At 49.2% G+C, this 15758-nt stretch carries 10 protein-coding genes; 5 read left to right on the top strand and 5 right to left on the bottom strand.

Features of this window, described 5'->3' with window-relative positions; translation table 11 throughout:
• Positions 1-93: 93 nt before the first annotated feature.
• Positions 94-1812, bottom strand: coding sequence for an HTH-type transcriptional regulator SgrR (sgrR, locus tag RSC70_RS09680; RefSeq protein WP_332542315.1), 1719 nt, complete (start codon positions 1810-1812; stop codon positions 94-96).
• A gap of 236 nt (positions 1813-2048) precedes the next feature.
• On the opposite strand from sgrR, the gene RSC70_RS09685 reads away from it, so the two are divergent.
• Together RSC70_RS09685 and RSC70_RS09690 are read left to right on the top strand one after the other, a co-directional pair.
• Positions 2049-3227 carry a sugar efflux transporter gene (locus RSC70_RS09685; protein ID WP_040045394.1) on the top strand — a complete coding sequence of 393 codons (1179 nt, stop codon included), beginning with the start codon at positions 2049-2051 and terminating at the stop codon, positions 3225-3227.
• 233 nt (positions 3228-3460) lie between these two features.
• On the top strand, positions 3461-4933 hold the full coding sequence (locus RSC70_RS09690; RefSeq protein WP_040045393.1) for a DASS family sodium-coupled anion symporter: 1473 nt from the start codon (positions 3461-3463) through the stop codon (positions 4931-4933).
• A gap of 138 nt (positions 4934-5071) precedes the next feature.
• Here RSC70_RS09690 and leuD read toward each other — a convergent pair whose 3' ends face one another.
• The 4 genes from leuD to leuA are packed head-to-tail and all read right to left on the bottom strand — an operon-like array spanning position 5072 to position 9785.
• Positions 5072-5674: a 3-isopropylmalate dehydratase small subunit gene (gene leuD, locus RSC70_RS09695; protein ID WP_063586475.1), complete on the bottom strand. Its 603-nt coding sequence runs from the start codon at positions 5672-5674 to the stop codon at positions 5072-5074.
• Positions 5675-5689: 15 nt separating this feature from the next.
• Positions 5690-7102: a 3-isopropylmalate dehydratase large subunit gene (leuC, locus tag RSC70_RS09700; protein WP_282807946.1), complete on the bottom strand. Its 1413-nt coding sequence runs from the start codon at positions 7100-7102 to the stop codon at positions 5690-5692.
• A gap of 2 nt (positions 7103-7104) precedes the next feature.
• Positions 7105-8196 carry a 3-isopropylmalate dehydrogenase gene (leuB, locus tag RSC70_RS09705; protein ID WP_025800378.1) on the bottom strand — a complete coding sequence of 364 codons (1092 nt, stop codon included), beginning with the start codon at positions 8194-8196 and terminating at the stop codon, positions 7105-7107.
• Positions 8197-8198: 2 nt separating this feature from the next.
• A complete protein-coding gene (gene leuA, locus RSC70_RS09710; protein WP_040045389.1) occupies positions 8199-9785 on the bottom strand; it encodes a 2-isopropylmalate synthase in 1587 nt (528 codons plus the stop codon).
• Between the two features lie 787 nt (positions 9786-10572).
• On the opposite strand from leuA, the gene leuO reads away from it, so the two are divergent.
• The 3 genes from leuO to ilvI all read left to right on the top strand — a co-directional run bounded on the left by leuO (position 10573) and on the right by ilvI (position 15758).
• Positions 10573-11526, top strand: a complete 954-nt coding sequence (gene leuO / locus RSC70_RS09715; RefSeq protein ID WP_130987240.1) for a transcriptional regulator LeuO — start codon at positions 10573-10575, stop codon at positions 11524-11526.
• 376 nt (positions 11527-11902) lie between these two features.
• The gene (locus RSC70_RS09720; protein WP_063586477.1) at positions 11903-13705 is read left to right on the top strand and encodes an AMP-dependent synthetase/ligase; all 1803 of its coding nucleotides are present in this window, start codon (positions 11903-11905) and stop codon (positions 13703-13705) included.
• A gap of 334 nt (positions 13706-14039) precedes the next feature.
• Complete coding sequence (gene ilvI, locus RSC70_RS09725) at positions 14040-15758, top strand: acetolactate synthase 3 large subunit (RefSeq protein ID WP_040045386.1); 1719 nt, start codon at positions 14040-14042, stop codon at positions 15756-15758.

Raw genomic sequence — 15758 nt, forward strand, 5'->3', positions numbered from 1 at the left:
GCGATGGAAATTGCCGGTCTATTTTTTTGCACCCCGTTGAGAACAGGGCGCTATTGTAAAGAGAGCATCTGTTATTAGAAAGGATTAATAACGTTACCGAGGTTTTTCACAACCGGTTGAAACGGTTAATTCATGCACATGACTGTCGGTGGGGAGCTCCGGCGGGGAGAACCACGCGGACTTGAAATCGAACCAGCCGAGCGTATTCATCCGCACGCCGCGCATGCTGTGCTGTCCGTGTAGTTTTAACCAGTGATGGAACAAGGGGTGGAGCTGATGTTCTTGCACCAAGCGTTGGCACCATTCGGCCATGGGCAGAGCATTGTTGCGCCATCGGCTGGCGTCTTGCTGTAGATCACCGCTGAGGCAGTGCTGGAGTAAGGGAAGCTCATAGAGCATTGAAAAAACAGAAAACTCTAACGGCAAATAGAAGTTGGCACTGCCGACCCAGAGATCGCTTTGCGCATCGCCTTCATGCCAGCGACTGTAGCTGATCTCCTGCATGGTGAGCTCAACGCCATATTCGGCCAGCAACGGCTTGAGCGCTAAATAGATAGCGTGGAATTCGGAATGTTTGGTGTAGACCGTTAATGTTAAATGAGTGAGATGCTCCGGTTTTTTATTTTCACTGATCAATAAATTATGGTGCCAGCGCGGCAGGATACCGTAGGCCGGAGACCAGTAACGCTGATGAATTTTTCCTGCTTTATTAAGCAGGGCAATTGGCGTCATGACCTGACAGAGCCATTCGCGCACTGCGGGATCGGAGGTCAACGGCGAACGTTGGTCGAACAGCATAAAGTAGCAGCCTTCTTCCAAACGGCTTTCAAGCTCATCTTTCCCCGTATCATCGGATTGTAGCTGCACGCCTGCGTGCACTAGCTCTTCTGATATTTCAGGCAGAACCCAGATGTTAACCTCGTCAATCAGCGCGCGGAAACCAAAGTAGTCGTCGTAAGCACGGATTTTCAGCTGCGTCTGCGTGTTGCGTACCACCTGATAAGGGCCGGTGCCGATAGGCGAGCGCGTGAAGTTGGGGAGCGATTGCCATTCGTGTGGCAGGATCATGGCGCTAACGCTGCCCAGTAGCCAAGGTAGCCACGCATCGGGCGTGCTCAAATGGATATCGATGACGTAAGGGTTGGGGGAAGTGATCGTTTTTAGATGTGAAAATAACGGCTGATCGCGCAAACGCTCGAGCGATTGGATTACGTCGATCATTTCGAGTTCACGTCCATGGTGGAAACGGATCGCGGGACGTAGATAGAAACGCCAGTGCAGGGGCGTAATCGCCTGCCAGTGATGGGCCAAATCGGACTCTAGTTCCCCATTTTCCTCATTTAGCTGAGTCAGCCCGCTGAAGATTTGCCGCGCCAAATGGGTTTCAGAGCGGCGCATTGGCGTACCGGGAAGCAGGTTAAACAGCGGACGATAGTAAAGAATACGCAGAATATGCTTACCCTGACGGAAGCTACGGCCTAGCTGGGAGAGTAGCATTTGGCGTACTGAGCTGCGGTCGCCCACCAGTTGAACCAACTGCTCAATGTGATCCTGCTCCAGCAACTCCTCAGCGCGTAGCTGCTGTACCTGAAGGCCGGTTGACTGGAACGTTAGCGTTGAGCGTTTTCCTCGGCCAGACTCGGCTTGCCAATGCAGCCAACCCTGTTGTTGCATTGAGTTTAATAAGGTTCTGACATGACGACGTGAACAACTTAGCGTTTCTGCAAGCTCGCCCAGCGTGGTTTCCGCGGACTGGCCTTTGAAGCTTTGCCATAAACGTATGAACTGATGTTGTAATCGCGATGTCGCCATAAAAGAGGAACCTTTTTAGGTAAAGCTATCAATTTTTCTTTCCCTATATTACGCAGATAATTTCAGCAGATGAAAGAGAAAGAGGTGAGTAATCATTTGTCTCTCCGACATCAAAGAGTGTTTCTGAGTAATGGTGCTTTTCACCGACCAGCAGGTTTGCCTGCTGGTTTTTTTATATCCGTGTTCTGTTATCGTACGACACGTCGTATTTGCTCATGCCAGCTTAGGAAATCAGGATGACCTCTTTGTTGACTGCCCGCCGTCGAATTAACCCTATCTACGCCGCGTTTCTTATCGTTGCCTTTCTGACGGGGATTGCGGGCGCGCTTCAGGCCCCCACGCTTAGCCTATTTTTGACGACAGAGGTTAAGGTTCGCCCGCTGTGGGTTGGGCTGTTTTATACCGTCAATGCGATCGTGGGGATCGCGGTGAGCTTCCTGCTGGCGAAACGATCCGATCGTCAGGGCGATCGACGTAAACTGATTATGTTTTGCTGTGCTATGGCGGTTGGAAACTGTCTGCTATTCGCTTTTTGTCGCAGTTATTTGCTGCTGATTTCCGCTGGCGTATTTTTAGCCGCGCTGGCGAATACGGGAATGCCGCAGATTTTTGCCTTGGCGCGTGAATATGCCGATCGCTCGGCGAGTGAAGTGGTGATGTTTAGTTCGGTGATGCGCGCGCAGCTTTCTTTAGCTTGGGTTATCGGCCCGCCGCTGTCGTTTATGCTGGCGCTGAACTACGGCTTTACGTTTATGTATCTGATTGCCGCAGGCGTATTTGTGTTGGCAATTGTGCTGGTGGCGTTGATGTTGCCCTCAATGCCGCGAACCGAAAGCGTGGGCGAAGCGGTTGTTATCCCGACCAACGCGTTTGGTGACAAGAATGTGGTTTTACTGTTCATATCCTCCATGCTGATGTGGACCTGCAACACCATGTATATTATTGATATGCCGCTGTATATCACGCAAGATCTCGGTCTTCCTGAGAATTTGGCTGGTTTGCTGATGGGCACCGCTGCGGGTCTAGAGATCCCCGCCATGATTCTGGCGGGCTACTACGTGAAACGCTTTGGTAAACGTAACATGATGCTGTTTGCGGTGGCGGCTGGTATCTTGTTTTATGCGGGGTTGGTGCTGTTTAAATTTAAGCTAGCGCTGATGGTATTACAGCTATTTAACGCCGTTTTCATTGGCATTATTGCCGGTATCGGCATGCTCTATTTCCAAGATTTGATGCCGGGTAGGGCGGGCAGCGCGACCACGTTATTTACCAACAGTATTTCAACCGGCGTGATTATGGCGGGCGTTCTGCAAGGCGCATTAGCTGAAACCGTGGGACATCATGCGGTTTATTGGCTGGCGGCGGCGTTGGCGATTGTGGCCCTAATTCTGTGCTCTCGGGTGCGAGAGGCTTAGTGTGAGATCTGGGGGCGCCCCGATTTAACTGCTAAGAAAATAATCAATTTGTCGTTTTTTGATACCGCGCAACGCCTTAGCCGAACTATTCAGATAGCGTTAATACAAGTGCTTAGGCGTTACCTGCAAACAAAACATTTCAATTCACCTTGCCTGCGCACTAAACTCCTCTGCTTTTATTTATCTCCACGGGTACGGAGATGCCGACTCACCTAGGAAGAGTTGATAATAATATGGGTAAATTAACACCGCTTAAGCCTATACCTTCTCTAATTTCCATCGCAATCGCCCTGATTATCTGGTTTGTCATTCCCGTGCCTGAAGGCGTTAGCCCCAATGCATGGCATTTGCTCGCGCTATTTGTGGGCACCATCGCTGCTATTATCGGTAAAGCGATGCCGATTGGTGCGGTATCGATAATTGCTATTGCCTTAGTTGCGCTGACGCAGGTGACCAATCCGGGCAAACCCACCGCGGCTTTGGATGATGCGCTGAGTGGCTTTTCCAACCAGCTGATCTGGTTAATTGGGATTTCCATCATGATATCGCTCAGCCTGAATAAAACCGGGCTTGGGGCGCGTATCGGTTACTATTTCATTTCGTTATTTGGTAAGAAAACGCTGGGCATTGCCTATGCGTTGGCATTGGCTGAAACTACCTTAGCGCCGGTGACGCCAAGTAACACCGCGCGCGGCGGCGGCATTATTCACCCTATTATGAAGTCTATTGCCGACAGTTTTGGCTCGAAGCCAGAGCCGGGCTCCACGCAGAAAATTGGTCGATATCTGGCGCTGGTGAACTACAACATTAACCCGGTTACATCGGCGATGTTTATTACCGCCACGGCGCCAAACCCATTGATTGTGAATTTATTGCTGAAAGGTACTGGCTCAACCTTTGAGCTCACATGGTCAATGTGGGCGATTGCCGCTTTGGTACCTGGGATCATTTCTCTGTTAGTGATGCCGTTGATTGTTTACTGGCTTTATCCGCCAACCATCAAACGAACGCCCAATGCGCCGCGCTTTGCCAAAGACAAGTTAGCTGAGCTGGGAAATATTTCGTTGGCAGAAAAAATCACGCTGGGGGTATTTGCGTTATTGCTGTGCCTTTGGGCGGGGATACCTGCATTTCTTTTCGGCAGCGAGTGGGCGGTTAACCCAACAACGGCGGCGTTTATCGGGCTGGCAATCCTCTTGGCGACCGGTGTTTTGAGCTGGGACGACGTGCTAAAACACAAAGGCGCGTGGGACACGGTGGTATGGTTTGCCGCACTGGTGATGATGGCGACCTATTTAGGCAAGCTGGGTTTAATCAGTTGGCTTTCACAAAGCGTTGGTAATGCTATTTCTCATCTCGGTATGGGATGGGTGGGCGGGATGATCCTGCTGACGCTGGTTTATGTCTATTCGCACTACTTTTTTGCTAGCACCACGGCGCATATCACCGCAATGTTCGCCGCATTCTTCGCTGCGGGTTTGGCGCTGGGCGCGCCGCCTGCCTTATTAGGCTTAGTGCTGGCGTTCTCTTCATCATTGATGATGTCATTGACGCACTATGGTACGGGCACTGCGCCGATTATCTTCGGTTCGGGCTATGTAACTTTGGGCGAGTGGTGGAAAACCGGATTTATTCTCAGCGTTGTGAACCTGCTGATTTGGATTGTGATCGGGAGCTTGTGGTGGAAATGGTTGGGATATTGGTGATGAGTGAATTTTAGTACCCCTACAGCACCCCACCCTACCCCTCCCCTTCGCAGGGGAGGGAACCGTTTCGTGATGTTATCTCGATCCAATCCTCCCTCTGGAAAGAGGGCGATGGATGGGGTAAGTATAAGAACTAAATTAGCGCAAAAACTCCGGCAATTTTTCCTCATAAGCGGATATAGCCGCTTCGTGTTGTAGCGTCAGTCCAATGCTATCCAAGCCATTCATCATGCAATGGCGACGGAAGCTGTCTAGCTCAAACTTATAGGTTTTGTTTCCCGCATGAACGGTTTGCGTTTCCAGATCGACGGTAAACGATATTCCGGGGTTGGCTTTGACCTGTTCAAACAATTCATCGACTTCGGATTCGCTTAGCGTGACGGGCAACAGCTGATTGTTAAATGAGTTGCCGTAGAAAATGTCTGCGAAGCTGGGTGCAATCACCACTTTAAAGCCGTAATCGGTTAACGCCCACGGCGCGTGTTCGCGCGATGAGCCACAGCCGAAGTTTTCGCGTGTCAGTAAGATGCTTGCGCCTTTGAATGCAGGCTGGTTCAGGATGAAATCAGGGTTAGGTTGCTGGCCTGCATCGTCTAAAAAACGCCAGTCGTTAAACAGGTGCTGACCAAAACCGGTGCGGGTAACTTTCTGTAAAAACTGCTTAGGAATGATCGCATCGGTGTCGACGTTCGCGGCGTCTAAAGGAACAACGATGCCGCTGTGCTGAATAAATTTAGCCATGGGTAGTGCTCCTTATCAGACCGGTGCGGTCGCTAATTCACGAATATCGGCAAAGTGCCCGCTCACGGCTGCGGCTGCGGCCATTGCTGGGCTGACCAAATGTGTGCGGCCACCGCGGCCTTGACGGCCTTCAAAGTTACGGTTGCTGGTGGATGCGCAGCGCTCGCCTGGATTCAGACGATCGTTGTTCATCGCCAAGCACATTGAGCAACCTGGTAAACGCCATTCAAAACCGGCTTCGATGAAAATTTTATCCAAACCTTCGGATTCAGCCTGTGCTTTCACAGGGCCCGAGCCCGGAACTACAATGGCCTGCACGCCGTTCGCAACTTTACGCCCTTTGGCAATAGCCGCCGCGGCACGTAAATCTTCGATGCGTGAGTTGGTGCATGAACCGATAAAGACCTTATCGATGGCAACGTCGGTCAGCTTAACGCCGGCTGCCAAATTCATATACGCCAGCGCTTTTTCTGCTGAGGCACGTTCCATTGGATCGCTAAATGATTCAGGTGCTGGGATTGGCTGGTTGATAGCAATAACCTGACCTGGATTAGTTCCCCAAGTAACCTGAGGGGCGATGTCGCTGGCGTTCAGCGTGACGGTGGCGTCAAACTGTGCTCCCTCATCAGACTTCAGCGTACGCCAATATTCCACGGCTTTGGTCCAGTTTTCGTCTTTTGGCGCAAACTGACGACCTTTCAGATAGGCAAAAGTAGTTTCGTCTGGTGCCACTAAACCCGCTTTTGCGCCCATTTCGATGGCCATATTGCACAGTGTCATTCGGCCTTCCATCGACAGGGCTTCTACGGCTTTACCGCAGAATTCCACCACGTGTCCGGTGCCACCGGCGTGACCGATTTTGCCAATCACGGCCAGCACAATATCTTTAGCCGTGATGCCTTCGGCGGCATCGCCAGCAATTTCAATTTTCATGGTTTTTGCACGGCCTTGCTTCAGCGTTTGAGTCGCTAAAACATGTTCGACTTCGGAAGTGCCGATGCCAAAGGCCAATGCGCCGAATGCGCCATGGGTTGCGGTGTGAGAATCGCCGCAAACAATGGTGTTACCCGGTAATGTCATGCCTTGTTCTGGACCGATAACGTGAACGATGCCTTGGAAGGGATGATTCAGATCGTATAACTGCACGCCAAATTCTTTGCAGTTTTTCATCAGTTCTTGCATCTGGATACGTGCCATATCGCCGCAGGCGTTAATATCTTTGGTCTGCGTAGAAACGTTGTGATCCATCGTGGCAAAGGTTTTGCTGGTTTGGCGAACAGGGCGGCCCATCGCACGCAGCCCATCAAACGCCTGCGGTGACGTGACTTCGTGCACCAAGTGGCGGTCGATATACAGCAACGGCGTTTCGTTTTCAGCTTCGTAAACAACGTGAGCATCAAACAATTTTTGATATAAGGTTTTCGCCATGATCAGGCCTCCTGTGCGATAAAGCGGGCAATCGCATCGCCCATCTCTGAGGTTGAAATCGCTTTACCATCACCCGCTAAATCGCTGGTGCGGAAGCCTTGCTCTAATGCTTTATTAACGGCCTGCTCAACGGCGTTAGCCGCGTCGTCTGCATTCAGGCTGTAGCGCAGCAGCAGGGCAAATGACAGAATTTGAGCAATAGGGTTGGCAATGTTTTTGCCCGCGATATCTGGCGCAGAGCCACCCGCAGGTTCATACAGACCGAAACCTTGTTCATTCAGGCTGGCGGAAGGCAGCATGCCCATCGAGCCGGTGATCATGGCGCACTCGTCAGACAAAATATCGCCGAAGATGTTGGAGCACAGCATGACGTCAAACTGCGAAGGATCTTTAATCAGCTGCATGGTCGCGTTATCGATATACATGTGATTCAGCGCGACGTCTGGGTAGTCTTTACCGATCTCAGTAGCAATTTCGCGCCACAAAATAGAGCTTTGCAGCACGTTCGCTTTATCAATGGAGGTGACTTTGCCACGACGCTTGCGTGCGGCTTCGAAGGCGATGCGTGCGATACGCTCGATTTCAAAACGGTGATAAACCTCGGTGTCAAAAGCACGTTCATGCATGCCTTGGCCTTCACGGCCTTTCGGCTGGCCGAAGTAGATCCCGCCGGTTAATTCACGTACGCACAGAATATCGAAGCCGCGAGCCGCGATATCGCTACGCAGCGGGCAAAATTCTTCTAATCCTTCATATAACCGCGCTGGACGCAGATTGCTGAACAGTTTGAAATGCTTACGCAATGGCAATAATGCGCCGCGCTCAGGCTGCTGTGCAGGCGGCAGGTTTTCCCATTTTGGGCCACCGACGGAGCCAAACAAAATCGCGCTGGCTTGTTCACAGCCTGCAATGGTGGCTGCGGGCAAAGGCGTGCCGTGCTTGTCGATGGCTGCGCCACCGACGTCATATTCGCTGGTAGAAATTCTCAGACCAAAGCGCTGGCGCACGGCGTCGATGACTTTGTATGCCTGCGCCATAATTTCTGGACCGATGCCGTCTCCGGGTAAAACGGCAATGTGATGTGTTTGGCTCATAATTAGATCGCTTCCTGATTAGAATGAGAAGGTGATGTTTGTGTTTGATGGATGCGCTGTTTTTCTTTTTCGACCTGCTGCGCACGCCAGATGTTATTCAGAACGTTAATCAACGCCTGAGCGGAAGATTCTACTATGTCAGTCGTAATGCCGACGCCGTGGAAGCGGCGGCCGTTGTAATTCGCGACGATATCAACCTGACCCAGTGCGTCTTTACCTTGGCCTTTCGCTGACAGCTGATATTTAACAATATCAATGTCATAGCCAGCGATGCGGTTAATCGCTTGATAAACGGCGTCGACAGGACCATTGCCGGTGGCGGCTTCAGCGCTGATTTCTCCACCGATGTTTAATTTAACTGATGCAGTTGCCATCACGCTGGTACCCGACTGGACGCTGAAGTAATCCAAGCTGAAGTGCTCGGGCTCTTCCTGCTGTTTATTAATGAAGGCCAGTGCTTCTAAGTCGTAGTCGAATACCTGTCCTTTTTTGTCAGCCAGTTTCAGGAAGGCATCGTATAAGGTGTCCAGATTAAAGTCGGTACCTTCCTGATAACCCATCTCTTCCATGTGATGCTTCACGGCAGCGCGGCCAGAGCGAGAGGTCAGATTCAACTGTATTTGATTCAAACCAATCGATTCAGGGGTCATGATTTCGTAGTTTTCGCGGTTTTTCAGTACGCCGTCTTGGTGGATGCCAGATGAGTGCGCAAAAGCATTGGAGCCGACAATGGCTTTATTACTTGGGATTGGCATATTGCACATTTGGCTGATGAACTGGCTGGTACGGTAAATTTCTTGGTGGCGAATATTGGTATGCACACCCAGCATTTCGGAACGCGTACGGATGGCCATGATCACTTCTTCCAATGCGCAGTTGCCCGCTCGTTCGCCAATGCCGTTGATGGTTCCTTCGACCTGACGTGCACCGGCCTGAACTGCGGTAATGGAGTTGGCGACCGACATGCCTAAATCGTCATGACAGTGCACGGAAATAATGGCTTTATCGATGTTGGGTACGCGTTCGTACAGATTGGTGATGATGCCACCAAATTGATAAGGCGTGGTGTAACCGACGGTGTCGGGAATATTAATGGTGGTGGCACCGGCCTTGATGGCAGCTTCAACGATGCGGCACAGATTGTCTAACGGGGTACGGCCCGCATCTTCGCAGGAAAACTCAACGTCATCCGTATAGTTACGCGCACGCTTCACAGAATGCACCGCCATTGCAACGACATCCTCGAAAGATTTTTTCAACTTTGATTCAACATGCAGCGTTGAGGTGGCCAAAAAGACATGAATACGGAAAGCTTCAGCGACACGCAGCGCTTCAGCGGCGACGTCGATATCTTTATCTACACAGCGTGCCAAACCACAGACTCGGCTGTTTTTGATATTACGCGCAATGGTTTGAACTGATTCAAAGTCACCAGGAGAAGACACTGGGAAGCCAACTTCCATTACGTCAACGCCCATACGCTCTAATGCCATAGCGATTTGCATCTTTTCTTTGACGCTCAGACTCGCCTGTAATGCTTGCTCACCATCGCGCAGCGTGGTGTCGAAAATAATCACTTGTTGGCTCATGCAGGTTGCTCCTCAATCGTTCTTATTTGTCGCGTTGCGCTGCTTTTGGTGTAAAAAAAAGCCCGCGCATTTGCGCGGGCTTTCTTGTGTTTGGTTGGAATCAGTTTTGATTACCGCCCACAGGCTCACCGCGCATGCTGGATGCGAGAAGGAGGAGGCTGAGGAGACGAGTAGTCTGGATCATGTGATTCCGCTCTTAATCTGGATGAATAATTTCAATGCTTAAAGTGATACTGGATAGCCAAAGCCTTGTCAACGGGAATTTCAGTAGGTGAAAAAAACTCACATCAGATGAGCGTAGTGATAAATGTTCTTCTTATCGAGCAATACAGGATTGTGAAGTGTCTCTGAAATTTTAATCAAACATTAGCGTGCTAATTACGATGGGGTTGTCCTATAACTTGGTTTGTTTTGACGGTAACTAATTGGATAGGAAGCTTATTTTTTAAAATATACATACTTATTATTCTTTGTTAGTTAACTATTGCTTCCTTGAATTTTAAGTACAACTAAATCATTAATCACTAGAATACATTGGTATTGAATGAATGACAGGTTAATGAGTGATTGGCAGCCTTCTGTGTCATTTTAATTCTAAATAAAACAATTTGTTTTTATCGTTTCATTTATTACTGAACTTATTTTTATAGCTAGGGATAGCGTTTAAAAACTCCCAGACTGGACGGCTGATTGGTATTTGGGTTTTCGGCTGTTTTCATATCTTAATTAATTCGCGATTATATTTTCTAATCAGCGATGCTGAAATATAATTTATATTAGGTGATGTATGTCAGTACAAAACGAAGCTATGTCTTTGGCCGAAAATGGAAGCACAGAACTGGTTCAACTCAGAAACGTTGACCTTAATTTGCTGACTGTCTTTGATGCGGTTATGCAGGTGCAAAATATCACGCGTGCGGCCCATGCTTTAGGCATGTCTCAGCCTGCGGTAAGTAATGCCGTTGCACGACTGAAAATTATGTTCAACGACGAACTCTTCATGCGCTATGGCCGTGGTATCCAGCCAACGCATCGGGCATATCAGTTGTTTGGTTCGATCCGTCAAGCATTGCAGATTGTTCAGAATGAACTCCCTGGCGCTGGCTTTAACCCGCTGGTAAGTGAGCGCGTATTTAATGTGGCGATTTGTAGCCCATTAGATATTCGACTAACAGCAAAGCTATTTAATCAAATTAAAGAGAGCGCATCACACGTTCAGTTACATTTAAACTCATCAGTAAATGAAAATATTGAGCGCAAATTACGCTACCAAGAAAAAGATTTCTTGATTAGCTACAGTCATTTTGAAAGTGAAGAATACTCTTGCGAACCTCTGTTTAAAGATGAATTCGTTTTAGCCGTATCCAAGGACCATCCAAGAATTAATAATATGGTCAGCTATCAGCAGCTCTTGGTTGAGCAACATGCTGTTGTTGGTTTGAATTTATTCTCATCGCTGAGCCGTAGTTATTATGAAGCGAGTGAGTTAGCCCGTTGCGTTGCATATCAAGGTACTGATATGAACAGCGTATTAAGCGTGGTATCTAAAACTGAAATGGTAGCTATTGCCCCGCGCTGGCTGGTTGAGGACTATGCAGAACACTTAAACCTTTCTGTTGTGTTACTCAGTGATTTGGAAAGAGAACGTACCTGTTACCTCAGCTGGCACCATGCCGCAGAGCGTGATAGCGGTCATCAATGGATGAAAGCTGTACTGAGCGATTTCGGCAGTAAGTTTTAAACTGCACGCTTAAAAAATTAAGTTAATAAAGAGAGAGCATTAAGCTCTCTTTTTTATATCCAGGGTTATCTGGGATTAGTTGCTGTACTAGTGTTTTATAGAGGCTATCGGCTGTTTTATTGGTTTTTTATATTATTTAAAATTCTTTTCATTCGTGGCGAAGGGGCTCAATATTTACATTATCCTTCGCCATAGTTTGATGGATAATTATTCAAGAAACCCATCTTTACTCACATTTTTGCGTTTAATAATCGTTGACCCTTCAGCTAGAACAGGTAGACTTCGGCGAAAAGAGCGCACAGCTGTAAGCTGAATAAGATTTTTCACTCATATCTTACTGCGACATCCATTCCGATAAATTCAATGAACTTCTTCTATGATCAATGAGTTAAATAAATACCATCTAGTTGAACGAATTCAGCAGCAGATCAAAACCATACCGCAGCGTGTTGCGCTACGTGAGTGGTCTGCTCAAGGCGAAACTTCATTTACTTGGCAACAAGTAGGGCGTCGGGTTGAGAAACTCGCGCTAGCATTGTGCGCTTTAGGCGTGGATGTGCAGGATCGCGTGGCTATCTTTGCTCACAACTCAGTTTCTTGGACCTTGGTCGATCTGGCTATTTTACATCTGCGCGCGATCACCGTTCCGGTGTACTCCACAAATACCGCAGGACAGACCGCCTTTGTGCTTAATGATGCTGACGTGCGCATCCTGTTTGTCGATGGTCAATCTCAATATAATGCGGCACTAGCGCTGCGCGGTGTTTGCCCGCAGCTAGAACGCATTATTGTTATGTCGGACAGCATTGACATGCAGGGCTGTGAAATCGCCTGCACGCTTGACGATTTTGCCGCTAGCGCGCAAGAGTCTTATTTGCCGCAGTTGGCCGAACGTATTGCTCAGGCTGATATGAGCGATCTGTTCACGCTAATTTATACCTCCGGTACCACCGGCGAGCCAAAAGGTGTGATGCTGAATTACACCAATATGGGGGCGCAACTCCGCCTGCATGATGAGCGTTTAACCGTCACTGCCGATGATGTTTCTCTCTGCTTCCTACCGCTTTCTCACGTATTTGAGCGTGCGTGGAGTTTCTATGTGATGCACTCTGGCGCACAGAATGTTTACCTTGGCGATACCAATCAGGTGCGCGAGGCGATGCAATCGGTGAAGCCTACCGTTATGTGTGCAGTTCCGCGCTTTTACGAGAAAATCTTCAGCGCCATCCATGAAAAAGTGGCTCAGGCTAAGTGGCATAAGCGTGCCATGTTCAAGTGGGCTATTTGGGTGGGAGAAAAATGTTTCCTGACCGAGCGTACTGGGCGCAAACCAAGTCCTGCGCTAGCCGCGATGCATAAGCTGGCCGACAAGCTGGTTCTCAGCAAACTGCGTGGAATTTTAGGTGGGCGAGTGCGTTTTCTGCCAGCCGCTGGTGCAAAGCTGGATGATAATGTCATCCTGTTTTTCCAAGCGCTGGGTGCCAATATTAAATACGGTTATGGCATGACAGAAACCTGCGCCACGGTGTCTTGCTGGGAAGAGAACGATTTTCGCTTTGGTTCTATCGGTAAACCATTGCCTGACGTTGAAGTCCGTATCGGTCATGAAAATGAAATTCAGGTACGTGGCCCTATCGTCATGTGTGGCTATTTTAATAAACCATTGGAAACCGCCGCGACCTTTACTGAAGATGGCTGGTTAAAAACCGGTGACGCAGGGGCATTAGATGAGAACGGTAATTTGTTTATTACCGAACGTCTGAAAGATTTGATGAAAACCTCTAACGGTAAATACATTGCGCCGCAGATGGTTGAAGGCACCTTAGCGCAGGATCGTTTTATCGAGCAGGTGGCGGTTATCGCCGACGCGCGTAAATTTGTGTCTGCGCTGATCGTTCCGTGTTTTGAATCTTTGGAAGAGTACGCTAAGTCGATCAACCTGAAATATCACGATCGCTTAGATCTGCTGCGCCATAGTCATATCGTTGAGATGTTTGATTTACGCCTGCGTGAAATGCAGAAAGGCTTAGCCAAGTTTGAGCAGGTTAAACGGTTTACTCTGCTGCCTGAGGCCTTTTCAATGGAGCAGGGCGAGCTGACACCAACGCTCAAGCTGCGTCGCAAGATCATTAATTCTCGTTACCAGCTGGAAATTGAATCCATGTATTTGGAACGATAGCGTTAAACGGATTTTGCTCAACGGCCAGTATTTTTACTGGCCGTTTTCTTTTCTCAAACGGCACTCGCATATTTTGTCGTGAGAGAATGATTTAGTTCTGTAATTTCGCTGGCGGCAGCGATAAGCGCGGAGCTAATTCCGTGACTTTCAGCGTTTTATTCCTAAAAAATGGCTGAATGCAGCAAGGTTATCACTTCCCCTCTTTTCCCCATCGGTTTGTCGTTTGCGCACTTGTTATTCCCACGTTAAGGTAATGAATCAAACACAACACACAAAAAAACAGGGATCCACCCTGAATATTATACCTACGCAAAGTCAGCCTGGAGGCAAACCCATGGAGATGTTGTCAGGAGCCGAGATGGTCGTTCGATCGTTAATCGATCAGGGCGTGAAGCATGTATTCGGTTATCCGGGCGGGGCCGTTCTTGATATTTACGACGCCCTGCACACGGTTGGAGGAATTGAACACGTCCTCGTACGCCACGAGCAAGGCGCAGTGCACATGGCCGACGGTTTTGCGCGTGCAACCGGAGAAGTGGGCGTAGTGCTTGTGACTTCAGGCCCAGGTGCAACAAATGCCATTACCGGTATTGCGACCGCTTATATGGACTCGGTTCCGATGGTGGTTATTTCAGGTCAGGTCGCCACGTCTCTGATTGGTAATGATGCCTTTCAGGAGTGCGACATGGTCGGGATTTCACGACCTGTGGTGAAGCACAGCTTTTTAGTGAAGCATACTGAAGACATTCCAACCATTATCAAAAAAGCATTCTATTTGGCTTCGACAGGACGCCCGGGCCCCGTCGTCGTTGATTTGCCCAAAGACATCATGAATCCGGCGATTAAACTGCCGTATTCCTATCCTGAAAACGTCAAAATGCGTTCGTACAGCCCAACCTTACAAGGGCATCGTGGCCAGATTAAGCGCGCGCTGCAAACGTTGCTGGCGGCGAAACAGCCGATTATCTATGCCGGTGGCGGTGTGATTAGCTCTGGCTGTCATGAGGAGCTGCGTCAGCTAGCCGAACGCTTGAATATTCCAGTGACAACGTCGCTGATGGGCTTGGGAGGCTTCCCCGCATCTCACGCTCAAAGCCTAGGCATGCTGGGTATGCACGGCACTTACGAAGCTAATATGGCGATGCACAACGCCGACGTTATTTTTGCCGTCGGTGTGCGTTTCGACGATCGTACCACTAACAATCTGGCTAAATACTGTCCTAATGCGACAGTGCTACATATCGACATCGATCCTACCTCGATCTCCAAAACCGTTGATGCTGATATTCCGATCGTGGGTGATGCTAAAGAGGCGCTTGCGACTTTCTTGGAGCTGCTAGGGCAGAAAGAAGCCAAGCAAGATTTTGATGGTCTGCGTGATTGGTGGCAAAACATTGCTCAATGGCGTGCCCGTAAATGCCTGAGCTATGACACGACCAGTGGCCGCATTAAACCGCAGCAGGTTATTGAAACTCTCCACCGATTAACGAAAGGTGAAGCATACGTTGCGTCGGACGTGGGCCAGCATCAGATGTTTGCCGCCTTGTACTACGGTTTTGATAAACCGCGCCGCTGGGTGAATTCGGGAGGCCTAGGTACTATGGGCTTTGGCTTGCCTGCGGCACTGGGGATCAAATTAGCCTTGCCGGAAGAAACGGTGATTTGTGTCACCGGCGACGGCAGTATCCAGATGAACATCCAAGAGCTGTCAACGGCGCTGCAATATGATTTGCCTGTTGTTGTGGTGAATCTGAACAACCGTTTCCTTGGCATGGTTAAGCAGTGGCAAGACATGATTTATGCCGGGCGTCATTCACAGTCTTACATGGAATCATTGCCGGATTTTGTGAAGCTGGCTGAGGCTTACGGGCATGTTGGGATCTCTATCCGCACGCCTGATGAACTGGAAAGCAAGCTGGAGCAGGCACTAGCGGTGAAGAATCGTTTAGTGTTTGTCGACGTTACCATTGATGAAACTGAGCACGTTTATCCGATGCAAATCCGCGGCGGATCAATGGACGAAATGTGGTTAAGCAAAACGGAGAGGACTTAA

Origin of the sequence: Hafnia sp. (assembly GCF_036648275.1) — a bacterium.
In the GTDB taxonomy this organism is placed as follows: domain Bacteria; phylum Pseudomonadota; class Gammaproteobacteria; order Enterobacterales; family Enterobacteriaceae; genus Hafnia; species Hafnia alvei.

Excerpts from the sequence above, each read along its gene's own strand:
- RSC70_RS09685 (WP_040045394.1), top strand. The coding sequence starts at position 2,049 with ATGACCTCTTTGTTGACTGCCCGCCGTCGAATTAACCCTATCTACGCC.
- RSC70_RS09720 (WP_063586477.1), top strand. The coding sequence starts at position 11,903 with ATGATCAATGAGTTAAATAAATACCATCTAGTTGAACGAATTCAGCAG.
- sgrR (WP_332542315.1), bottom strand. The coding sequence starts at position 1,812 with ATGGCGACATCGCGATTACAACATCAGTTCATACGTTTATGGCAAAGC.
- RSC70_RS09690 (WP_040045393.1), top strand. The coding sequence starts at position 3,461 with ATGGGTAAATTAACACCGCTTAAGCCTATACCTTCTCTAATTTCCATC.
- leuA (WP_040045389.1), bottom strand. The coding sequence starts at position 9,785 with ATGAGCCAACAAGTGATTATTTTCGACACCACGCTGCGCGATGGTGAG.
- leuB (WP_025800378.1), bottom strand. The coding sequence starts at position 8,196 with ATGAGCCAAACACATCACATTGCCGTTTTACCCGGAGACGGCATCGGT.
- leuO (WP_130987240.1), top strand. The coding sequence starts at position 10,573 with ATGTCAGTACAAAACGAAGCTATGTCTTTGGCCGAAAATGGAAGCACA.
- leuD (WP_063586475.1), bottom strand. The coding sequence starts at position 5,674 with ATGGCTAAATTTATTCAGCACAGCGGCATCGTTGTTCCTTTAGACGCC.
- ilvI (WP_040045386.1), top strand. The coding sequence starts at position 14,040 with ATGGAGATGTTGTCAGGAGCCGAGATGGTCGTTCGATCGTTAATCGAT.
- leuC (WP_282807946.1), bottom strand. The coding sequence starts at position 7,102 with ATGGCGAAAACCTTATATCAAAAATTGTTTGATGCTCACGTTGTTTAC.